General features: G+C 46.6%; 20 protein-coding genes and 1 pseudogene. 13 read left to right on the top strand and 8 right to left on the bottom strand.

Features of this window, described 5'->3' with window-relative positions; genetic code table 11:
- The first annotated feature begins 378 nt into the window (after nt 1-378).
- Nucleotides 379-717 (top strand): YlbF family regulator, encoded by a 339-nt coding sequence (locus MHI15_RS30325; protein ID WP_036683973.1) that lies wholly within the window; start codon nt 379-381, stop codon nt 715-717.
- A 135-nt stretch (nt 718-852) separates the two neighbouring features.
- On the opposite strand, the gene MHI15_RS30320 is transcribed toward MHI15_RS30325, so the two are convergent.
- Nucleotides 853-1,428: a hypothetical protein gene (locus MHI15_RS30320; protein WP_076124891.1), complete on the bottom strand. Its 576-nt coding sequence runs from the start codon at nt 1,426-1,428 to the stop codon at nt 853-855.
- Between the two features lie 195 nt (nt 1,429-1,623).
- On the opposite strand from MHI15_RS30320, the gene MHI15_RS30315 reads away from it, so the two are divergent.
- Nucleotides 1,624-1,905 (top strand): hypothetical protein, encoded by a 282-nt coding sequence (locus MHI15_RS30315; protein WP_036683968.1) that lies wholly within the window; start codon nt 1,624-1,626, stop codon nt 1,903-1,905.
- Between the two features lie 799 nt (nt 1,906-2,704).
- Here MHI15_RS30315 and MHI15_RS30310 read toward each other — a convergent pair.
- Nucleotides 2,705-2,845 carry a hypothetical protein gene (locus MHI15_RS30310; RefSeq protein ID WP_175617313.1) on the bottom strand — a complete coding sequence of 47 codons (141 nt, stop codon included), beginning with the start codon at nt 2,843-2,845 and terminating at the stop codon, nt 2,705-2,707.
- A 106-nt stretch (nt 2,846-2,951) separates the two neighbouring features.
- Nucleotides 2,952-3,782 carry a hypothetical protein gene (locus tag MHI15_RS30305; RefSeq protein ID WP_341165238.1) on the bottom strand — a complete coding sequence of 277 codons (831 nt, stop codon included), beginning with the start codon at nt 3,780-3,782 and terminating at the stop codon, nt 2,952-2,954.
- 300 nt (nt 3,783-4,082) lie between these two features.
- On the opposite strand from MHI15_RS30305, the gene MHI15_RS30300 reads away from it, so the two are divergent.
- Nucleotides 4,083-5,417: a DRTGG domain-containing protein gene (locus MHI15_RS30300; RefSeq protein WP_076124897.1), complete on the top strand. Its 1,335-nt coding sequence runs from the start codon at nt 4,083-4,085 to the stop codon at nt 5,415-5,417.
- Between the two features lie 134 nt (nt 5,418-5,551).
- On the opposite strand, the gene MHI15_RS30295 is transcribed toward MHI15_RS30300, so the two are convergent.
- From MHI15_RS30295 to MHI15_RS30285, 3 genes are all read right to left on the bottom strand, one after another.
- Nucleotides 5,552-5,866, bottom strand: coding sequence for a YtpI family protein (locus MHI15_RS30295; RefSeq protein WP_076124899.1), 315 nt, complete (start codon nt 5,864-5,866; stop codon nt 5,552-5,554).
- Between the two features lie 83 nt (nt 5,867-5,949).
- Nucleotides 5,950-6,450 (bottom strand): DUF4044 domain-containing protein, encoded by a 501-nt coding sequence (locus tag MHI15_RS30290; protein ID WP_038569663.1) that lies wholly within the window; start codon nt 6,448-6,450, stop codon nt 5,950-5,952.
- 5 nt (nt 6,451-6,455) lie between these two features.
- On the bottom strand, nt 6,456-6,779 hold the full coding sequence (locus MHI15_RS30285) for a YtrH family sporulation protein (RefSeq protein WP_036678886.1): 324 nt from the start codon (nt 6,777-6,779) through the stop codon (nt 6,456-6,458).
- 141 nt (nt 6,780-6,920) lie between these two features.
- Between MHI15_RS30285 and MHI15_RS30280 the strand changes: the two are divergent.
- From MHI15_RS30280 to pyk, 6 genes and pseudogenes are all read left to right on the top strand, one after another.
- A pseudogene (locus tag MHI15_RS30280) lies at nt 6,921-10,561 on the top strand (DNA polymerase III subunit alpha).
- Nucleotides 10,562-10,635: 74 nt separating this feature from the next.
- On the top strand, nt 10,636-11,136 hold the full coding sequence (locus MHI15_RS30275) for a phosphatidylglycerophosphatase A family protein (protein WP_036678892.1): 501 nt from the start codon (nt 10,636-10,638) through the stop codon (nt 11,134-11,136).
- A gap of 146 nt (nt 11,137-11,282) precedes the next feature.
- On the top strand, nt 11,283-11,471 hold the full coding sequence (locus tag MHI15_RS30270) for a hypothetical protein (protein WP_036678895.1): 189 nt from the start codon (nt 11,283-11,285) through the stop codon (nt 11,469-11,471).
- Between the two features lie 72 nt (nt 11,472-11,543).
- Nucleotides 11,544-12,437 (top strand): acetyl-CoA carboxylase, carboxyltransferase subunit beta, encoded by an 894-nt coding sequence (gene accD / locus MHI15_RS30265; protein WP_076124903.1) that lies wholly within the window; start codon nt 11,544-11,546, stop codon nt 12,435-12,437.
- A gap of 1 nt (nt 12,438) precedes the next feature.
- Nucleotides 12,439-13,440, top strand: a complete 1,002-nt coding sequence (locus tag MHI15_RS30260; protein WP_076278577.1) for an acetyl-CoA carboxylase carboxyltransferase subunit alpha — start codon at nt 12,439-12,441, stop codon at nt 13,438-13,440.
- A gap of 330 nt (nt 13,441-13,770) precedes the next feature.
- On the top strand, nt 13,771-15,189 hold the full coding sequence (pyk, locus tag MHI15_RS30255) for a pyruvate kinase (RefSeq protein ID WP_038569666.1): 1,419 nt from the start codon (nt 13,771-13,773) through the stop codon (nt 15,187-15,189).
- Between the two features lie 186 nt (nt 15,190-15,375).
- Here the strand turns inward: pyk and MHI15_RS30250 are convergent, their stop codons facing one another.
- Nucleotides 15,376-16,077: a G1 family glutamic endopeptidase gene (locus MHI15_RS30250; protein WP_076124905.1), complete on the bottom strand. Its 702-nt coding sequence runs from the start codon at nt 16,075-16,077 to the stop codon at nt 15,376-15,378.
- A gap of 127 nt (nt 16,078-16,204) precedes the next feature.
- Between MHI15_RS30250 and MHI15_RS30245 the strand changes: the two genes are divergently transcribed.
- The 3 genes from MHI15_RS30245 to MHI15_RS30235 are packed head-to-tail and all read left to right on the top strand — an operon-like array spanning nt 16,205 to nt 18,351.
- Nucleotides 16,205-17,389, top strand: a complete 1,185-nt coding sequence (locus tag MHI15_RS30245; protein WP_036678905.1) for an MFS transporter — start codon at nt 16,205-16,207, stop codon at nt 17,387-17,389.
- A gap of 39 nt (nt 17,390-17,428) precedes the next feature.
- Entirely contained in the window at nt 17,429-17,956 is a 528-nt protein-coding gene (locus tag MHI15_RS30240) for an acyl-CoA thioesterase (RefSeq protein WP_038569667.1), read from the top strand.
- Nucleotides 17,953-18,351, top strand: coding sequence for an FxsA family protein (locus MHI15_RS30235; protein ID WP_076124906.1), 399 nt, complete (start codon nt 17,953-17,955; stop codon nt 18,349-18,351). The genes MHI15_RS30240 and MHI15_RS30235 overlap by 4 nt, the downstream gene beginning before the upstream one ends.
- 89 nt (nt 18,352-18,440) lie before the next feature.
- Here MHI15_RS30235 and ytvI read toward each other — a convergent pair whose 3' ends face one another.
- Complete coding sequence (gene ytvI, locus MHI15_RS30230) at nt 18,441-19,556, bottom strand: sporulation integral membrane protein YtvI (protein ID WP_341165237.1); 1,116 nt, start codon at nt 19,554-19,556, stop codon at nt 18,441-18,443.
- A 397-nt stretch (nt 19,557-19,953) separates the two neighbouring features.
- On the opposite strand from ytvI, the gene citZ reads away from it, so the two are divergent.
- Complete coding sequence (gene citZ, locus MHI15_RS30225; RefSeq protein WP_036678915.1) at nt 19,954-21,066, top strand: citrate synthase; 1,113 nt, start codon at nt 19,954-19,956, stop codon at nt 21,064-21,066.
- Nucleotides 21,067-21,087 lie beyond the last annotated feature (21 nt).

Genomic DNA, 21,087 nt, shown 5'->3' with positions numbered 1-21,087 from the left:
ATATCATTCATCATATGGAGACAGATGACCCTTGGTGATTGACCTAATCGCTAAAAACCTTGCCCAGTCATTTCATAAGCTCGGCCCAAGAAGCGAAACAAGTATGGAATGAGCGAATATTGGAAACTAAAGCAGCGTGAATTCAGGAAGCGGCTGCTAACAAAACTTAAGCGTATGTTTTCGGAGTGAGTTTTTAGAGCAGAGTAGATTCAGGAAGCGGCTGTTAACAAAACCTAAGCGTAAGCTTTCGAAGTGAGTTTTGTAAGAAGACGATAGGAAGTGTACGCTAACAAAACTTAAGCGTATGCTTTCGAAGTGAGTTTTGTACGAAGACGATCTGAGGAGTGTACGCTAACAAAACTTTTAGGAGGAATCATAATGAGCATTCACGACAAAGCACATGAACTGGCGAAAGCCATTAAAGAGAGCAGCGAGGTATCGGATATCAGAAATGCCATGAAGGTCGTAGAAACAGATCCTGAAGCGAAAGCGATGCTGGACAATTTCCGCCAAGGTCAGATGGAGCTGCAACAACGGATGATGAGCGGAGAAATGCCTCCACAGGAAGAAATGGAAAAGATGGAGAAGCTGTTCGAGGTGCTTAACTTGAATCTTGGCATTCGTCGTCTGTTCGATGCGGAACGCCGTCTGAGCGTTGTAATCGAGGATGTAAATAAAATTATCACCGAGAGTTTGTCTCAACTGTACGGCGAATAAATTTCAACAATGAAAATCAAAAGAGGGTGTTCCCGAAGCCGGTGGCTCTGGAAACACCCTCTTTCTTGTGGCTGTGACTATAGGGCTAGCTTAAGTTCAAGCTCGACCCAATCTCAACCCAACCCCAACCTCAACCTAATCTTGTTTACCTTCGACTGCGCAGAGAAGAATACCAGCTGCCAAACCTAAGCGGCGATCAAGCTTGCCTTTTCGATCCTCCGAGAAGTCAGCCATAATTTTGGTGACAAATGGATTGAAATTTTGCTTGAATGCAGGGATCGTAGTATCATCCATCTCGATATTATATTTCTGCGGAATAATAGCGATGAAGCGGCGCAGTAGAGCCATCGCGGTGCTGTCTTCCTTGATTTTTCCGATTTCCTGATCATGACGGTCAAGAATAATCCATTCATCCTTCAAAATAGATTTGAGACCCTTACGTCGAAAAGCACCAATATGCTCACCGGACTCTGTATCGTGTACATCATAAGTAGCACTAAAATCGACCACGTTGCGGGCTTTTATGCGCAGAAGCTCCTTCTGCATGGACTCATCCGTATAAAGTGCAATGTCTTCTTTAAGCTTGAACGCTTTCATTTGCGAATAGAGCACAAGCTGCTCAGAGCTATCAAAAATATGAAGTTTCGCACCCATGATCGAAAATACTTTTTTGCGAATTATGTATTCGGTATGATTATAAGCTGCATTCAATTCAAAAACGCCTCCCTAAATGAAATCATCATCTCATATATAAGCATCTCTTGCTATATAAATGCTAACCTTTTATACAAAATTTTGAAAAGGTATATATTTTTTAATGGACTTGTCTCATATTACGGGCCTCATGTTCATAGAGTAGAGATATAGATTCAATCGAATATCCTGTCTACGAAGGAGCTGTTATTAATGAGAAAAAGAAACAAGTTCAAACACGGTGTCTATCTGTTGCTGGCGTTGGCCATGCTTTTGTATGCACTGCCGAAGCTTTCGCTTGCGAATGGACCGAGCTGGGTGTTTGGTTTTGGAGTCGTCTGGTCACTTTTTGCGTTTATGGTCATTGCGGCACATTTGCATTTTATTATCGGGGTTGATGAAGAAAAGACCAAACGTTTGGAAGCTGTGCGAAAAGCAAAGCTGGAGCAATGGCAGACAAAGTGGAATGAAGAAACTAGAGTTTCGCAAAGATAATAGAGTTGGCATCGGATACTAAAAAGCTAGATTAGCTTCAGGTCTCTCGAATAAGCGCGGCAATCGTGCAAAGAGAGGCAAAAATGCCTCAGAATGCTGCGGAAAGCGCGGCAATGGTGCGAAGAGAGGCTAAAATGCCTCAGAATGCTGCGGAAAGCGTAGAAGTGGCGCGAAGAGAGGCATAAGTGCCTCAGAATGCCGCCGAAAGCGTAGAAGTCGCGAAAAGAGAGGTAAAAATGCCTTAGAATGCCGCGGAAAGCGTAAAAGTGGGGAAAAGAGAAGTATAAATACCGTAGAATGCCGCGCAAAACGCGCAAGTAGCCAAAAGAGAGGCATAAGTGCCTCAGAATGCTGCGGAAATTGCAGAAGTAGAGAAAAGAGAGGCAAAAATGCCTTATAATGCTGCGGAAAGCGTAGAAGTGGCGCAAAGAGAGGCATAAGTGCCTCAGAATGCCGCCGAAAGCGTAGAAGTCGCGAAAAGAGAGGTAAAAATGCCTTAGAATGCTGCGGAAAGCGTAGGAGTGACGCAAAAAGGGGCGGAAATGCCTTAGAATGTGCGGAAAGCGCGGCAATGGTGCGAAGAGAGGCATAAGTGCCTCAGAAAGTTGCGGAAAGCGCGGCAATGGTGCGAAGAGAGGCAAAAATGCTTTAGAATGCTGCGGAAAGCACAGAAGTGGCGAAAAGAGAGACACAAATAACGTAGACTGCCGCGCCAAAAGACACACTCATACGAAAAAGCCCACTAGCTTAAGCCAGTGGGCTTTAATATGTTCCTGCATTGCTAGCAGGGGGCTAAATGTTATTTTCCACCCGTAAAAGGATTGATCTCATTCGTGAGATCTCTTCCAGCCTTCTTTTCTTCTGCAGATATCCGTTTACCGAGAGCCGCGTAATACCACACTGCAGGAACGAGAACCGCGAGTATAACAAGAAATTGCATAAGCTCAGCTCCTTTCACGTCGATATTATAAACTTTTTTTCTGATCGTAGAGAGGATGGATATGATCCTACCATCATCCCACCCACTTGTTGCAAAAACAAACCGATTACTTTTTACTGACCGAGCCTTCTACTTCAAATACATAACTGGCGCTTCCCTGAGGCCATCTTGCATGGATGATATACAGATGTCTGCCTCTACCTGCTGCGAGTTGAAAACTATTTTTGTCCACGGAAAGGGCTTCGTCCGGTCGTTCCTCACGGGGAAATGAAGCCATAACCTCTATCTCTTTGGGTGCAGATGAGAACTCGAGTTCTACCCGATCACCGCTGATGGCTTTAGGATGTACCTTTTGTTTGGAAACCAATTCATCGTAAGAAGCCATATCCACACATACGCCTTTGCCATTGTCGTTCCAGCAATAAGAGCCTTGAATAGCCTCGAACCGCTCACCGCCAACAGTAACTTGAACACTTGGGGGCTGTGGGTTAGCAGTGTCTTCTGATGAAATCTTATCTTTAAAAGTTGATTGAAACAAGTCCAATAGATCTTTTTTGCTGGTATCTGACAGACGATAGTGGCCCATTTGTCCGGATTTAATGAGTAACCCACTGTTACTTCCGCCGATCCAAAAAGAGAACTCATAACTTATGCCATCCTTCATGTTCACAGTGGTGCTGTAATCGCTGGGAGCAATATCTAGTTGTCCTCTATCATATTCAGCAGTAGTTATGGCTTGAACAAAACGTTCAAACGAGGATGGATCCGGAATAGTGGCCATGGGCTGTTTTTTTTCAATTAAGTTAATAGAAACTATATTATTTGCATCCAACTCAATCTGGCCTGCTTGTTTTACTTCGTTTCCCGTATTTCCACAGCCGACCAGTCCTATAAAAAGCAAAGTAATAGTAAGTAGTAATAAAGCGGTCTTGTTCATCTCTTCAATGCTCCTTTACACATTCTTTAATTCTCAGACTATAAAAAAGAGGAAAAGGTTGCTAAATAAAGGCAGCGAATGTTTAAGGTCAGCTTAAAACGCATCAGAGATATTCAGTTTCAAAAAATTCGATTTTAAGGTGGTTTTCAAACTTACTATGTGGCAATACCTACCTTAATCGTAGATTGTGTAAGGAGAGTGAAATTCGAATTCGAAGCTTATGAATCGGTTGTACTGAGCCATTCTATCCGTGTATAATAGGTACAGTATAGTACAGATCGGAGCATGGGGGTGTAACAGTTGGAAGGTCAAGGCGATGCGATTACTAAACACGAGCAACTGCTGCAGCATATTGAAGGTCTTAAGGTAGGCACCAAAATATCTGTTCGCAAGCTCGCCAAAGAAATGTTAGTCAGCGAAGGGACTGCTTACCGTGCAGTGAAGGAAGCTGAGAATCTCGGGATAGTCATCACGAAGGAACGGATTGGTACAGTTCGTGTAGAAAAGAAACCTCGGAACATTTCAGAGCAGCTGACGTTTGGCGATGTAGTTGATATTGTTGAAGGGCATGTGCTCGGCGGGGCAAGTGGACTAAATAAACATCTGCATAAATACGTGATCGGGGCGATGAAGGTCGATGCGATGATCCGTTATATAGACGCTGACAGTCTGTTGATTGTAGGTAACCGCGATGATGTTCACTCTCTAGCGCTGGAGCAGGGTGCGGGGGTTCTGGTGACAGGGGGCTTTGGGACGAGCCGTGAAGTGAAGGCATTGGCAGACGAGCTTGATCTTCCCATTATTTCTTCGAGACATGACACGTTTACCGTCGCTTCAATGATTAACCGTGCCATTTTTGATAGATTGATAAAGAAAAAAATTATGCTGGTAGAGGATATTATCGACAGCAAACCGCGCCTGAATACGTTGAAAATCTCTAGTACCGTCGGCGAGCTACGACAGGTTTCTGAGGAAACTGGAGAGCAGCGCTTTCCCGTTACGGATGAATGGAACCGAGTCATCGGCATTATCGGTCGCCGCGATGTAGAGGAATTGACGGAAGGCCAGATCATTGAAAAAGCGATGATCCGCAGTCCGGTTACGGCTGCACTGCAAACCTCACTAGCCTCCGCGGCCCAGATCATGATGTGGGAAGGGGTGGATTTTCTGCCCATAGTGGACCGTAACCGTAAACTGGTAGGCTCCCTAACCCGTAAAGAAGTGCTGCAAAGCTTACGCGATGTCCGGAATCAACCTCAGCTGGGAGAGACTTTTGATCATCTCATTTGGAATGGTTTTGCGGATGAGCGGGACGAAGAGGGACGATTGTTCTTCCATGGCTTTATTACGCCGCAGATGGCCACGGATCTTGGGACGATTTCTGAAGGGATATTGTCTACGCTTATGACGCTCTCGGCTTTTAAAGCAGCTAAGGACATCACAGGAAATGATTATGTACTAGATAATATGTCCACTTATTTTATCCGACCGGTACAGATCGAACATGCGATCATTGTAATGCCGAGACTGCTCGAAATCAGCCGCCGTACCTGTAAGCTTGAAATTGAGATCAGCCACTCGGATACTCTGGTAGCCAAAGCTGTTCTGATGCTGCAATCCATTGATCATGGCTAAAAAATGGTTTGCTAGCTGGATAGCATACGGTAAATAGGATCGTATACATGCTAAATAGACTGCCCTCATCATTGAAAGAGAGGGGAGTCTATTTTATTCTTTCTATTCCGTCAGAACAGCAGCTAAGCTTTCGACTAGTGTTGTTCCTGGCTGCGGCTGCGACTACGGCTGTAAAAACTATAGCTGCGTAGACCCGAGAAGATGTTGAACGCACCAATCAGCAGAAAAGCAGCTTCAACAATGATATTAACGGTAGAGCCGCGAAACAAAAACATGGATATCAAGGACAGCGTTACGAGCATAGCACCGAGCATCACATTCATGACGGAGCGTTTCAGCCCTTTATCTTGGGGATTTAAGGCACGGCGGGAGGATATGCTGAACACAGCGGCACCGATTACAAAGATCACCAGCAGGATAAACAATAAATACTTGATAAATAAAACCATGGACAGCCAGCTCCTTTATCGTGTCTTGCAGTAGCCAAGAAGTAATTTCCACGTCTGTCCATTATTGTATCACACGATGGCTGTCAGCTGCGCTTAAAAGGACTGATTTCTACCCAGATTTGCAGGACGCCTTCCATGACGAGCATGGTTCGGATTTTGACAGAGTATTCCTTGTCACGCACAATGTATAGCTTGCCATCCAACAGCAGTCTAACCAGTTTGCTGTCTGTATCAATATCGAACATGCTGCGGCCGCGCATCGGTTCCAGATCTGAACCCATTTGGCTTATGATTAATTTTACAGTTACGGGGTCAAGTGGGGTATCTTCTTTGGATTTGCTTTCCTCCGATCGAATTTTGATTTCTCTGATCACGGTTGAGGTATTATTGTATTTTTTGAGTGTCTGAATATCTTTTTGATATTGCTCGATCTGAACACGCAGATCTTGATTATGCAGCCATAATACGTTATATCCTACATGGTAAATAGCATTGTATATGACAGCTCCTACGACGATCCCTAGCATGAATATAGCGGAGATCTGGGTGAATCTGCGAAAACGACTGAATGGTGGAACTCTCACTGGCGTTACCCCCTGCCGCACACCCATTTTACTAGCTCACTGCCCATATGGGCTCCTAGAAAAGCGAAGGCAAGATACATGATTTGTTTGATGGCGGGGGAGAGGTTGCCTCCAATCATGTTGCTTTCAATGACCCGTAAGGGGTCCATAGTACCTCCTACAGCGGCTGCTAGTGCCCATATTTTAATCCGATCTGCCACATCCAGCATCGTTTGCGTCGGCGGTTGCAGGGATACAACGGCGCCGATTCCGCCGAGCATAGCTCCGCCAAGCACGATGCCGAAGGCGATAAAGAAGTCGAGGATAGCTTTGCTCATAAAAATGCTCATACAGGCCCCTTCCCGGACGAGGCATTTACAAGCTTTGCCTGTCCTTATGCTCTTAATCCATTCTATGGGCGGGTCCCCCTTTAATATGATAAAATAGTTTCATCTTATGTTTGATTTTTGCAGTAGAGAGGAAGTGGGGTTATGAGCCCTTTCGTGCATTTGCATGTGCACAGCGAATACAGTTTACTGGACGGGGCGGCGCGCATTACCGATCTCGTGCGCCGGGCCGGCGAATACGGCATGAAGTCGCTGGCGCTTACGGATCATGGAGTGATGTACGGGGCCATCCCCTTTTATAAAGCGTGTAAAGAGAATGGAATCAAGCCGATTATTGGCTGTGAAGCTTATTTAACCGCGGGTTCACGCCGTGAGCGGGGCAGTCGAAAAGATCAACCGATCTACCACTTGATTCTGCTCGTCAAGAATGAAACCGGCTACAAGAACCTGATGAAGCTGATCTCTATCGGCCATCTGGAAGGCCATCATTATAAACCCCGGATCGATATGGAAGTGCTGGCAGCTCATTCAGAGGGGATTATTTGTCTTAGTGCTTGTCTTGGCGGAGAAGTGCCGCAGCATCTGCTGCATGGACGTGATGAGGAGGCGCGCAAGGCTGCGCTGCGATATAAGGCGATTTTTGGCGAAGATTTCTATCTGGAGCTGCAAGACCACGGGATCTCCGAGCAAAAGAGAGTCAATCCCAAGCTGATCGCCCTTGCCGAGGACTGTGAAATTCCACTTGTGGTGACGAATGATGTCCATTATTTAGCGAAGGAAGATGCTGAGGTCCAGGATGTGCTGATCTGCATCGGAACAGGCAAAACGGTGGATGATGAGGAACGTCTCAAGATCGGAACAGATCAGCTGTTTCTAAAAAGCAGCGAGCAAATGGCGGCATTGTTTCCGCATGTGCCGCAGGCTATCGCCAATACCTTATTGATCGCAGAAAAATGTAACTTGGAGCTGACCTTCGGCAATCATATTCTGCCTGCCTATTCTCCGCTCCCTGAAGGCATGGATTCCGCTGCTTATTTGCGTGAGCTGTGCTGGAAGGGGATGGAGGAACGATATATAGATACACCGCAATGGACTACACCTGAGCAAAGAGAGACGGCTGAGAAGCGTCTCACCTATGAGCTGGGTGTTATCGAGAGTATGGGCTTCAGCGATTATTTTCTAATTGTGTGGGATTTTATTGCTTATTGTCATCGTCAGGGAATTGCTACGGGACCCGGACGGGGATCCTCCGCGGGTAGTCTCACCGCATACTCTTTGCGAATAACTGACGTGGACCCATTGAAATATAACTTGCTCTTTGAACGTTTTCTAAATCCAGAACGGATCACGATGCCGGATATTGATATCGATTTTAGTGATGAACGGCGTGATGAGGTTATTGGTTATGTAGTGGAGAAATACGGCAAAGAACATGTGGCGCAAATTATTACTTTCGGAACTATGGCTGCACGGGCTGCCGTTCGTGATGTAGGCAGGGTGCTGAACTTGCCTTATAACGAGGTAGACAAAGCTGCCAAGCTTATACCTGGTCAACTAGGGATCAGCCTTGCCAGGGCGCTGGAGAGTACACCAGATCTTAAAGCACTGTATGATAGCAATCCAAAGATTAAAGGGTTGCTGGATATGGCTATGAAGGTGGAGGGCATGCCCCGCCATGCTTCGACACATGCCGCTGGGGTTGTTATCTCGAAGGGTCCGTTGACCGATGCAGTCCCACTTCAGGAAGGTAACGAAAGTACGGCGTTAACCCAATACTCTATGGAGCATTTGGAGAGTGTCGGGCTGTTGAAAATGGATTTTCTGGGTTTGCGCACGTTGTCGATTATCGAACGCTGCATGAATTCGATTAAAGAAATGAGCGGAAGTGTTCCGGATTTCCGTGTCATCCCAGATCATGATCCAGCTACGTATGAAATGCTTGGGGCTGGTGAGACAACAGGGGTCTTCCAGCTGGAGTCGGCGGGCGTTAGACGAGTACTTAAAGATCTGAAGCCTAACGGCTTTGAAGATATTGTATCGGTTCTAGCGCTGTATCGTCCGGGTCCGATGGAATTTATCCCGAAATATATAGCAGGCAAACACGGTGAGATTGAAGTAGAGTATCCACATTCTGATTTGAAGGCTATATTAGCGGACACCTATGGGATCATTGTGTATCAGGAACAGATTATGCAGATTGCTTCTCTGATGGCGGGCTTCTCGTTAGGAGAAGCGGATCTGCTCCGTCGAGCGGTCTCAAAGAAAAAACGTGAGACGCTGGATAAGGAACGGAGCCATTTTGTTCAAGGCAGCTTGCAGCAGGGGTATAATGAAACGGATGCAAATGCTGTTTATGACATGATCGTGCGCTTTGCTGATTACGGCTTCCCGCGTGCTCATGCCGCGGCTTATGGAGTACTGGCTTTCCAGACAGCCTATCTCAAGGCACATTATCCGGTGCAGTTTATGGCGTCTATGTTGACCGCTGTAATGGGCACTCACCGCAAGGTAGCGGAGTATGTGCTGGACTGCCGCCGCACAGGCATCGGCGTGTTGCCGCCGGATGTGAACGAGAGCGGCGTATTGTTTACTCCGGTTCCTGGCGAAGGAACCGGAACCGGGCATATCCGCTTTGGACTCGCAGCCATTAAGAACGTCGGAACACTGGCAGTGGAGAACATTATGGCAGTCCGCAAGGAGCGGCCGTTCGACAGTCTGCTAGATTTCTGTCGACGTGTGGACCTGCGGGTCTGTAATAAGCGGGTAGTGGAATCTTTGCTGCAGGCGGGAGCTTTTGACTGTCTGCCAGGTCACCGCGCCCAGCTGCTGGCTATGCTGGACGAGACGGTTGACGCTGCGCTGAAATGGCGCAAGGAGCGGGATGAACTGCAAATCCAGCTGTTCGACGATTTGGTGGAGACACCGAACTGGGAAATCCGCTATCCGGATATCCCTAAGTTCACCATTGGCCAGCAACTGGAGATGGAACGTGAGCTGCTGGGGTTATATCTTTCGGGCCATCCGCTTGATGATAGCGCGGAACTGCTTGAGGAGCCCGGCATGCAGCGGCTGATGGATCTTGGTGAAGCCGCGGATGAGAGCCAGACGGTTACGGCCGGAATGGTAGTATCCGTTAAGGAAATTACGACGAAGCAAGGAAAATCGATGGCCTTCGTCGAATGGGAAGATCAGATCGAGCGCTGCGAGGTCGTGCTCTTCCCTGAGGTGTGGAAGCGAAGCCGCAGCTTGATTGCCAAGGGCGCGCTGCTGGCCTTGCGCGCTAAGGTGCAGCAGGAAGACGAAGGCTTCAAGCTGCTGGCCGAGGAAGTGGCGCTGCTGTCTGCGGAGGCTCTCCGCGGGCTGTTGCAGCGCCGTAGGCCGCCGCGTCCCGCTCGTACAGCGCGGGACGCTCGGCCTCGGCAGGAGCGCCGCCACGCGGCGCAGCTCCTGCTTCCCGGACCAGCGGTGCCGCCACTGGTCCGGCTGCCAGGCCAGCAGGCGGCACAACGCCGCCTGCAACACCTGCACAGGCCGCGCCAGCAACAGCGGCGACCTCAGGCCAGCGTGTCTTTATCAAGATCACGCCGGCCTCAGAGAATGCAGCGTTGCTGTCGCGCCTGAAAGAGCTGCTGCAGAATCATCCCGGTCCTGCTGCGACGCTTCTGTTCTATGAACAGGATCAGAAGCTCCTAGCTCTTAGCGATAATTATCGAATTAAGCCGTCCGAGGAACTTTTCGCGGCGATCGAGGTTATGCTGGGTGCAGGTACGGTAAGAATAAAATAAGAACAATTCTCCCCTTTTCCGCATACATTAGGAAACCACAGGGCACATCCCTGTACGGAAAGGGGAGTCGCAGCATGTCCTATCAAATGGCAGTAGATCTGTTGGAACGCAGAGGTGTATCACTTTCCTCCATTGCTGAAATCGTATATATTTTACAATCGGTTTATTATCCTGGTTTAACCAAGGATGAATGTCTGTCCAGCGTCAAGTCTGTTTTGGGCAAAAGAGAAGTGCAGTATACTTTAATGACAGGTGTTGCTCTTGATGAATTAGCCGAGAAAAAACTGCTTCCACAGCCGCTGCAGGCGGTAATGGAGGCTGATGAATCCCTCTACGGAGCGGACGAGACTCTGGCGCTTGGTATTACAGGGGTATATGGGATGATCGGACTGACAGGTTTTGGGTATTTGGACAAAATAAAGCTTGGAATCATTGGTGAACTGAACGATGATAAAGGTAGGATTCATGTATTCTTGGATGACCTTGTTGCCGGCATTGCTGCCGCCGCTTCCGCCAGAATTGCTCATCGGCATGAAGGGGCAAAAGTATATCCTTTAGGCACGGACAAGGAATAATTGAGCCCCTTTATTTCGTTTGAACAAGTTCCTCAGTCTTGCTTCCTATGCCCTACTCCTGTTGCGGGAAAAAAGAAAACTGTGTTATCATAATTCCATTATACGGGATACGGCTGGGAATTAAGATTGGGGAGGCCTTGCAGGGCATGTGGACGGTAATATATATCGCGCCGACCGCCAGAGTGGCGGATATGATTAAGAGTAAGCTGACAGAAGAAGGTTTTTTGGTAGAATGCCGTCCAATCAATATGTCCAAGCAGCAGTTTGAGATATTGGTTCCTTCAGGTGAGCTGGAGGAAGTACAGGAAGTCCTTAATCTTATTCTGCATCCCTGAGTTTCTTACAAGACAAAAGTCATGACAGCGGCAAGCTGCATAACGCAAATAAACGGCTGAAGAGGTGCGGGTGTGTTCAAAGATTTATTTCAGAAGAAACGGAAGTACGCGACTATTCCTTCAGAGCGTCTGGAGCGGAGCGGCGGGCCTGCGGAAGGCGAACGCCCCAAACGTGAAATCCCTGAAGGATTAATGAGCAAATGTAATAAATGCGGAACGATCCAGTATAGTAAGGAATTAGAGAAGAACCTAAAGGTATGTCCTAATTGTGGTCACCACTTGCGCCTAAATGCTGTGGAGCGTATTGCAATGACATTAGACCCTGAGGGCTTTATTGAGTTTGACAGTGAAATGTATTCTATCGACCCGCTGAAATTTCCGGGTTACGCTTCCAAAGTGGAGCAACAGCAGCTGAAATCTGGACAAACTGAAGCCGTAATTACGGGTCAGGGCTCCATTGGTGGCCATCCAGTCATCGTAGCTGTGATGAATTTTGAATTTTTCTCAGGCAGTATGGGCTCTGTAGTAGGGGAGAAGATCACCCGTGCGATAGAAGAGGCCACAGAGCAACAGCTTCCACTCCTTATTTTCTCTACTTCTGGTGGAGCGAGAATGCAGGAGAGTATTCTTAGTCTAATGCAAATGGCGAAGACCAGCGCTGCGCTGGCTCGTTTTAACGAGGTTGGAGGTCTTTACATCTCGATAATTACGGATCCTACTACCGGTGGAGTATCTGCGAGTTTTGCCAGCCTTGGTGATATAATTATTGCAGAGCCTGGAGCGGTATTTGGTTTCGCAGGACGTATAGTCATTGAGCAGACCATTCGCCAGAAGCTTCCGGATGATTTCCAGACCGCTGAATTTAATCTTCAGCATGGGTTGCTTGATATGGTCGTGCACCGCAAAGAAATGCGCGCTACATTGACTAAAATTTTGGAGCTGCATGACGTGAAAGGGGGATTTTAGGTTGGCAGGAGAGTTGCCTTTTGAAATGCCTCTGGTAGAAATGCGCAAGAAGATTGCTGAACTGAAGCAGTTTGGCGAAGAGAAGGGTATTGATTTTACGGACGAGGTAGCTAGGCTGGAAGAACGATACCGTGTGCTGGAGGAAGAGATATATTCTAATATTTCTCCTTCGCAAAAAATGCATTTGGCTAGACATCAAGGACGTCCGACTTCCCTTGATCTTATGGGGCAGATCTTCACAGATTTTATTGAGCTCCACGGTGATCGGATGTTTGGGGATGATCTTGCTATTGTAGGCGGCATCGGTAAACTAAATGGGTTGCCGGTTACAGTTATTGGCCAGCAGCGCGGTAAAGACACCAAAGAGAATATTTTACGATTCTTCGGCAGTGCACACCCTGAGGGCTTCCGTAAAGCGCTGCGTCTGATGCAGCAAGCGGACAAGTTCAAACGTCCCATTATTACCTTCGTGGATACGAAAGGTGCATACCCAGGCAACACAGCCGAGGAAAGAGGTCAATCCGAAGCGATTGCCCGCAATTTACGCGAGATGTCTCAGTTTGGTGTCCCTGTAATCTGTGTGGTCATCGGTGAAGGCGGAAGCGGTGGCGCCCTGGCATTGGCGGTTGGAAATAGAGTGCTCATGCTGGAACATGCCATTTATTCGGCGATATCTCCTAACGGAGCGGCCTCTATTCTGTGGAAGGATGCTTCGAAGGCTGATCAAGCGGCAGAAGCCATGAAGATAACGGCTGCTGATCTGCTTGAGATGGAAGTTATAGAAGAGATCGTACCAGAGCCTAAAGGCGGCGCTCATCGGGATTACGAAGCAACAGCAGCGGCGATTAAGGATGCATTATGGCGGCATCTGCAGGAGCTAACCCAGATGAACTCAGTGGAATTGAAGGATGATCGATACCGTAAATTCCGTAAAATTGGTGAGTTTGCAGAGGCTCAGCAGGAACAAGTTTTTATTGAAGAAGAAGTGAAGTCAGAAGTGTAAAAGTGCAAAATCATTTGCACTTTAAGACATATAGCTATACTTAGTGGGTCTTTTGGATATAGTGTAAAATATACAATTTATTGGAATTAAAATAATCTCGATCCACTAACGGGATTATTTTAATTTTTTTTATGTTTACAGAAAATTCGACTTAAAGTTACACCCAAAAGTGCCTACAACATTGATTTTGTGTCTGGTTTGCAGTAATATTCATAAGGGCGTACTTAAAGGCACATGTGACAAAGTTCCTATTTTATTAGTTAGCCTTGTAGTAGATTTTGTAGTTGGAAAAAGTGAGACAGAGAGAACGAAAAAACGGAGGAAAACCTAATGCGGAAAAGTAAAATTGTATGTACGATCGGACCTGCGAGTGAATCGTTGGAGAATATCAAAAAATTGATTTTGGCTGGTATGAATGTGGCCCGTCTGAATTTCTCCCACGGCGATTTCGAAGAGCACGGTGCTCGGATCAATACGATCCGTCAAGCATCTAAGGAACTGAACAAAACAGTTGCTATCCTGCTCGATACTAAAGGACCGGAGATTCGCACAGGCAAGCTGGAAGTAGAACCGATTGAACTTGTTCAGGACGAGTACCTGACACTGACTACGGAAGAGATCCTTGGTAATCAAGATCGTATTTCCATCACGTACAGCGAACTTCCTAACGATGTTCAAGTAGGATCCACAATCCTTATTGATGACGGTCTGATTGGTTTGACAGTTGTCGACATTCAAGGTACAGAAATCAAGACCCGTATTGTAAACGGTGGTACGATTAAGAGCAAGAAAGGCGTTAACGTACCAGGAGTAAACATCTCCTTGCCGGGTATTACGGAAAAAGACACCAACGATATTCTTTTTGGTATCGAACAGGACATCGATTTTATCGCCGCTTCCTTCGTTCGCAAAGCTAGCGACGTTCAGGAAATTCGTGAGCTGCTTGAGAAAAACAACGCTTCTCACATCCAAATCATTTCCAAAATCGAAAACCAACAAGGTGTTGACAACCTTGATGAAATTTTAGAAGCTTCTGACGGCCTGATGGTTGCTCGTGGTGACCTTGGTGTTGAAATCCCAGCTGAAGATGTACCTTTGGCTCAAAAATTGATGATTCAAAAATGTAACGTTGCTGGTAAACCAGTAATCACAGCTACACAAATGTTGGATTCCATGCAACGCAACCCACGTCCTACTCGCGCTGAAGCAAGTGACGTAGCAAACGCTATTTTAGATGGTACAGATGCAATCATGCTTTCCGGAGAAACTGCTGCTGGTAAATATCCAGTAGAATCCGTACTTACAATGTCCCGCATTGCTGAGAAAGCGGAATCCGCTCTGAACCACCATGAAATCTTCATGAAACAACAAACTGCACAAGAAACTACAGTTACAGAAGCAATCAGCCAATCCGTTGCAATTTCTGCTTTGGATCTGAACGCTAAGGCTATCATTTCTTCGACTGTAACAGGTCATACTGCACGCGTTGTTTCTAAATACCGTCCTAAAGCACCAATCATTGCCGTTACAACACAAGAAAGAACTATGCGACAATTGTCCCTCGTTTGGGGCGTAACGCCAGTGTTCGGACAAGTTGCATCTTCCACAGATGAGCTGCTGGAAACAGCAATCAAAGGTGGTAAGGATTCCGGTCTGGTTCAAACTGGTGACCTAGTTGTGATTACTGCAGGAATTCCACTTGGACGTTCTGGTTCCACTAACTTGGTAAAAGTAAGCACAATCGAGTAGTTCTCGATTGGCTTCACCTGTTTAACAGGTTCCATAAAGCTTAATTAAAGGGTTGTCTCAACTGTAGTGAAAATCTACAAGCGAGGCAGCCCTTTTTTTCGTGTTTATCAACATATTCGATTGAAGATTATGTTAAATCCATTTATGCTGTTAGTAACAAATCTTGAATGATAGGTTCGAGTATTTTTATTTGGGGTATGTTCGTTTGACAGTAAAAGAATCCCCACGATGGTTTGGACAAGAAGGAACGGCGATAGTAGCGTTATTTTGCACCATGATTCCTCCCATATTGAGAGTGAGCCTCGGACTTTTGCCATTAATTCGACAGCAATAGAAGCAAGTAGGGGAGACACGCGCCAGCTTTGCGATCGAGCCGTCTACCTCGGGAGCCTCCATAATCCATTCACCAGAGGTTTGTGGTCCGGTATATCGCTGTAATGTTCGAAAAATCCAATTTCGGCTCAAATTGCGGAGCGTAATCGTCCATTTGTTGCGGCCTACCTTCGTGATGTTCGCTTTTATATGGTCTCCAGGGCTCACTGGAAGGGGAATTACCGTTTCGACATCAGGAAGGATTTCCCACCAAGCGTAATACCGGGCACGGCCATTTACGAATTCATGGCCTGTACCCGTTTGGATCAGGCTGCTGTTCTTGAAACCGTCAATACCAATCCAAGCAGAGGAATAGGAAGGTTTAGAGGTTGGTTTTACATATGGAACGATCCATTCACCGGCAATGCGGTTAAAAGCCCCCTTTTTTCCAGTGATCGTATATCCGCTCCAGTTTGTTGAAGACCAGCCGAAGCCGGAGCTTTGAAATTTGTTCGAATTAGATTTGTCTTTTAGACATGGATGATTGACCCGATTAGAATTTTGCTTATCATTCAACTTGTCCACCGCCTTTATAGTACTGCTATATTAAATGCGGTGATTACATAGGAAGTACGGGTGTTCTGCTAAAATATAAGAGAGTGCAATGCTTGATTAAGAAGCTGGAGAGGATTTGTAGCTTAAAATGGAAAAATTATCGAAGCTGCGTGGCTTTTATCTGTTTTTAGGATTGGCCGGCGGTTCATTTGGCTCATATCTAACGCTGCTGCTTGTCCACAATGGACTTGATAGCGGGCAGATAGGTATACTAATGGCAACAGGCACGCTAATTGCGATCACGATTCAGCCAATATGGGGAATTGTCTCGGATCGGTATAATCAGACGCGTTTGGTACTAATCCTAAGTGTGGCGATACCGGCTTTATTAGCCGTCTTTTACCGTTCGGAATATTTTATAGTGTTACTGCTGGTGTATACCCTCTCTACAATCTTTTCCTCGACACAGGCGCCTATAGCCGATTCTTACGCGATTTCAGCGGCGAAGAGGGCTGGGGCTACTTATGGCAGTATAAGGCTTATGATGAGCATTGGAGCGGCTGTGGGAGCCTATTTAGGCGGATTGTATGTATCGTCCTTCTCTGTATCCACGATATGGTTGCCCTTTCTTATGTTTAATCTGATTGCGGTTCTTATTGCATTGACGCTGCCGAAGCAGGCAGAAGAGAATCATATGATGCGGCAATCGTTTTCTCAGGGGGTTAAAAAGCTGCTGGGGAATCGGGTGTTCCTAGCGTTTTTGGGTGGTAGTTTTCTTGTGAACCAGACGATGACTGCTTTTGGAACCTACTTCGTCATTGCGTTTCAGTCGGTTGGAGGTTCAACTCGTTATGCAGGAATTGCGCTTTTCCTCGCATCTGTAACGAACGTGCCCTCCATGCTGTTTGCTTCCAAGGTAATCAAAAAGCTGGGGCGCGAGCGGACGCTGCTCCTTGGCGCACTTATTTATGTCTTGCGGTGGGGTATTCAGGTGGCTTTCCCTTATCCATCCGTAATGATTGGAGTGCAGGTACTGCATGGTCTGTCATTCGGGTTCTTTTATATTGCTGCCGTTGAATATGTATCTCAGATCACCTCTAATGAGATGCAGGCGACTGGGCAAAGTGTTTTTAATATGGTGTTCTCGGGTTTTGCCGGTGTTGTTGGCAATTTATTAAATGGATTCTTGCTCAATCAAGGCGGCGTAGAAGTGATGAACCTGTCTTGTATGTTGAGTTCAATTGCAGGAGCGATGCTGCTATTTTATGTCGCCAGAAGCTCCCGAAGCAAACTATCGACGACAAAGCTATCTTCAGACGGGGCCCGGGCCTAAAGCTCTCCCTGCTGCCTATGCCGAAAGGAGTATTTATAAATGGAATTACAGCAAGACGGCTTGCGAAGCCGGTGGTATGAGTCTACCCTGCGTGTTCGATACCAGGAAAGTGATCAGATGGGCGTAGTGTATCATGCGAATTATTTGAACTGGTTTGAGTCTGGCCGTACGGAGTTGTTACGTCAGCTTGGCTTTACTTATCGTGAGCTTGAGAATCAGGGAGTGCTGCTGCCTGTTACCTCAGCCGATTTGCAATTTAAAAGTCCGGCGCGATATGATGATCTTATCTCCGTGTATGCGCGAATGACTACCTTTTCGGCGTTAAGAGTCGCATTTGAGTATCAGGTGCGGAGGCTCTCGGAAGCAGAAGGTAGGAATTTAGAGGGTTCAGCGGCTACTTTGGGACAATTGCGGTCGATGGACCTCCCCGGGGAACTGCTGGTTACCGGCTCGACAAATCATGTTTGGGTGAATCGAGAATGGAAGCCTGCCAGGCTGGATAGAGCCCTTCCGGAGCTGTTTCACGCGATTAAAGGAGCGCTGCGGGAAGAAAGGGGTTCTGTATGATTAGAAGCAAATGGTTGTGGGCTGCATTATTTATCATTCCTGCCGTGGAATTATTCGGCTTTATCTTTGTAGCAGATCAACTTGGAGCATTCAAAACGCTGCTGCTTATGTTGACGACCTCGGTTATCGGACTATTGATGATGCGTTTCGAAGGGAATAAAGTGCTGCAAGACAGCAGAACACATATGCAGGAGGGACGCGTTCCTGGCCGGACGATGCTGGATGGCCTATGCATTTTTTTCGGTGGCTTACTGCTGATCTTACCTGGCTTCATAACGGATATTGTAGGTTTCTCCTTGGTGTTTCCGTTAACTCGGCCTTTGTATCGTATATTTTTGCTGAAGTGGATTGAGAAAAAGATGAAAAACGGCACCTTCACCTTTTACCGCCGCTAGTCATCATCAAAACAAAAACAGAGCGGGCACCTATCATTGATAGGAGCCTGCTCTGTTTTGCTATTCCAAGAATTGTAGGGTATTGTTTATTATCTTAGTCTTCCGCTGACAATATAGCTGTGTAATGCGTGAAATACACCTGCTCGGTTAAAGGCTACAAGAATAACTAGAATAACGGGACCGATGATCAGCCCAAGCATACCGAACAGCTGCAAACCTGCAAACATACCGACCAGCATAGCAAGGGGATCAAGCCCAATGCTGCTGGCGAGCACTTTCGGCTCAAGCACTTGGCGGGTTACAAGGATAACGGCATATAGGATAGTAAGTCCGATCCCCAGTGCCAGATTGTCTGTCATGTAAGAGTATAACGCCCAAGGAATCATTACGATTCCAACCCCTAAATAAGGCAACAGATCCACAAAACCAATCATTAAGCCAATAGCGAAAGCAGATTTTACACCCAAGAGCAGCAACCCGATCACGACAATGACCGCTGTAATGGAGATCAGGATTAGCTGAGCCCGAAGATAGCCGAAGAGAGCTTTTCGCAGATCCCGCCAGATACCCGATACCGGCTTTAAGAATGGGGCTGGCAGCCAGCCTGTGAGTTTGGCATTATGTCTTTCCCAGCTAGTACTAATAAAAAAGGCAGCGAGAACGACCACGATAAGAATTGTACCCATACTGGGTAGAGCGGAGATCAGCTTTAAGATCACATTAAAAAATCCGGTCACCACTTGCGTAACTGCGTAACCAACGGTTTCCGTTGTTCTGCTGATATTGCTGTCAATGGTGGCGTGATAGTCAGGATTGTCGCGGTAGAACTGATTTATCTGGTTAATGATATTCTGTATGCTTGCATTCTGGCTCAAGGACAGCAGAAGCTCTCTCCATTGGTCCGTATGAAGATTAAAGGTCTGCAGCAGCACGATCAATTCTTTCACTAGCCTTGTAATCATCGCGGTCAGTACTAGTGCGGTTCCGCCTATGTAAAATAGCAGCGAGAGCGACACCGCCAGCCACGCTGGGAGCTTAAGGCCTTTAAGAATCAACACTAGTGGATGCATGATATAAGCGAGCAACCAAGCGAGCAGGAGGGGGTATAACAGCGGAAGCAATAAATAGATTGCCAGCAGGAGGATAAAGGTAGCCAGAACGACCCACAGGCCGCGCAGCAGTCTTTTTAATGCTAATCGGTCCATACGAAGATCTACACCTCCTTCATTCCTGCGGATGCAGGGGAATAAAAGCTCGTCTTCATATATATTCATAGAAGCTATTTAAAGACTAGGAAACGGGATAAATATTGGGCTGAACCGGATGCTATAAACTAAAATCTCAACTGTGAATCAAGGGTTTAGAAGTTTTTTTCTATCTCTGTGATAAAATCATTTGATGCGCTGCAAAGCTTCCACATTGTTCACATAACCGACAAAATCCAGTATGATGAATAAAGATTCGATTACGAAAGTCAGACAACATCCTCGCCGGATATGTCCTTGAACTGCACTCCTTAGATTTTTCAATGCTTTAAATTGGAAATGTTTACATGAAACCGAGAATGCTTTTTATACCTTGTTGGCAAAGGAGAGATATGCTATGACAGCTACCAAAGGCTTGGAAGGTATCGTTGCAACAACTTCATCCATTAGCTCTATTGTGGATGGGGTACTCACTTACCGTGGTTATGATATTGATGATCTCGCAGAAAATGCTACCTTCGAAGAAACCGCTTATTTATTGTGGTTTGGCAGTCTACCAACAACACCAGAGCTGGAAGCGCTCAAACGGGATTTCAGTGCTTTCGCACGGATTCCTGAGCCAGTCATCGAGCAAATGAAGCTCTATCCAAAAGACACCAACACCATGGCAGCATTGCGGACTGCTGTATCAAGCCTTGCTCTCTATGATGAAGCGGCTGACGATATGAGTAGAGAAGCTAACGAGATTAAAGCAGTAAAACTACAGGCACAGCTCCCGACGGTTGTGGCGGCCCTATCGCGTATTCGCAAAGGTCTGGAACCTGTGGCTCCTAAAGAAGGCGTCTCGATTGCCGAGAACTTCCTGTATATGTTATGGGGAAAAGAGCCTGACAGTGTATCTGTTAAAGCGCTTGATACCGCACTTGTGCTTCATGCGGACCATGAGCTGAATGCTTCAACTTTTGCAGGCAGAGTTACGGTTGCAACCTTGTCCGATATTTATTCCGGCGTGACCTCCGCTATCGGCGCTCTAAAGGGTCCACTTCACGGTGGGGCGAATGAAGCCGTTATGAAGATGCTTGAAGAGATCGGAAGTTTGGAAGCGGTTGAACCTTATATTCGTAAGAAGCTGGATAACCGCGAGAAGATCATGGGCTTCGGCCATAGAGTATACAAAAATGGTGATCCACGTGCTAAACACCTGATGAAAATGTCACTTGAACTTGGCACAATGAAAAATGATACTACGCTGTATGATATGTCCGTAAATATCGAGGAATTGATTACCGGACAAAAGGGACTTAAACCGAATGTTGATTTCTATTCGGCATCAGTTTATACACAGCTGGGTATTGAACGTGAGCTGTTCACTCCTATCTTTGCAATTAGCCGGACTTCAGGCTGGACTGCACATATTCTGGAGCAATATACAGATAACCGTATTATCCGGCCACGTGCAGAATACACAGGTATGATTGAACAGAAATACGTTCCAGTAGACGAAAGATAGAAGGGCAGCCTTGCAGGCTGC

Source organism: Paenibacillus sp. FSL H7-0918 (assembly GCF_038007025.1).
Lineage (GTDB): Bacteria > Bacillota > Bacilli > Paenibacillales > Paenibacillaceae > Paenibacillus_AQ > Paenibacillus_AQ odorifer.
The sequence above is the reverse complement of the archived record's forward strand: the minus strand, read 5'-3'. Positions and strand labels throughout refer to the sequence as shown.

What these genes read in the sequence shown, in the direction of transcription:
- MHI15_RS30325 (WP_036683973.1), top strand. Translation starts at nt 379, where the DNA reads ATGAGCATTCACGACAAAGCACATGAACTGGCGAAAGCCATTAAAGAG.
- MHI15_RS30315 (WP_036683968.1), top strand. Translation starts at nt 1,624, where the DNA reads ATGAGAAAAAGAAACAAGTTCAAACACGGTGTCTATCTGTTGCTGGCG.
- MHI15_RS30310 (WP_175617313.1), bottom strand. Translation starts at nt 2,845, where the DNA reads ATGCAATTTCTTGTTATACTCGCGGTTCTCGTTCCTGCAGTGTGGTAT.
- MHI15_RS30305 (WP_341165238.1), bottom strand. Translation starts at nt 3,782, where the DNA reads ATGAACAAGACCGCTTTATTACTACTTACTATTACTTTGCTTTTTATA.
- MHI15_RS30295 (WP_076124899.1), bottom strand. Translation starts at nt 5,866, where the DNA reads ATGGTTTTATTTATCAAGTATTTATTGTTTATCCTGCTGGTGATCTTT.
- MHI15_RS30285 (WP_036678886.1), bottom strand. Translation starts at nt 6,779, where the DNA reads ATGAGCATTTTTATGAGCAAAGCTATCCTCGACTTCTTTATCGCCTTC.
- MHI15_RS30275 (WP_036678892.1), top strand. Translation starts at nt 10,636, where the DNA reads ATGTCCTATCAAATGGCAGTAGATCTGTTGGAACGCAGAGGTGTATCA.
- MHI15_RS30270 (WP_036678895.1), top strand. Translation starts at nt 11,283, where the DNA reads ATGTGGACGGTAATATATATCGCGCCGACCGCCAGAGTGGCGGATATG.
- pyk (WP_038569666.1), top strand. Translation starts at nt 13,771, where the DNA reads ATGCGGAAAAGTAAAATTGTATGTACGATCGGACCTGCGAGTGAATCG.
- MHI15_RS30245 (WP_036678905.1), top strand. Translation starts at nt 16,205, where the DNA reads ATGGAAAAATTATCGAAGCTGCGTGGCTTTTATCTGTTTTTAGGATTG.
- MHI15_RS30240 (WP_038569667.1), top strand. Translation starts at nt 17,429, where the DNA reads ATGGAATTACAGCAAGACGGCTTGCGAAGCCGGTGGTATGAGTCTACC.
- MHI15_RS30235 (WP_076124906.1), top strand. Translation starts at nt 17,953, where the DNA reads ATGATTAGAAGCAAATGGTTGTGGGCTGCATTATTTATCATTCCTGCC.
- ytvI (WP_341165237.1), bottom strand. Translation starts at nt 19,556, where the DNA reads ATGGACCGATTAGCATTAAAAAGACTGCTGCGCGGCCTGTGGGTCGTT.
- citZ (WP_036678915.1), top strand. Translation starts at nt 19,954, where the DNA reads ATGACAGCTACCAAAGGCTTGGAAGGTATCGTTGCAACAACTTCATCC.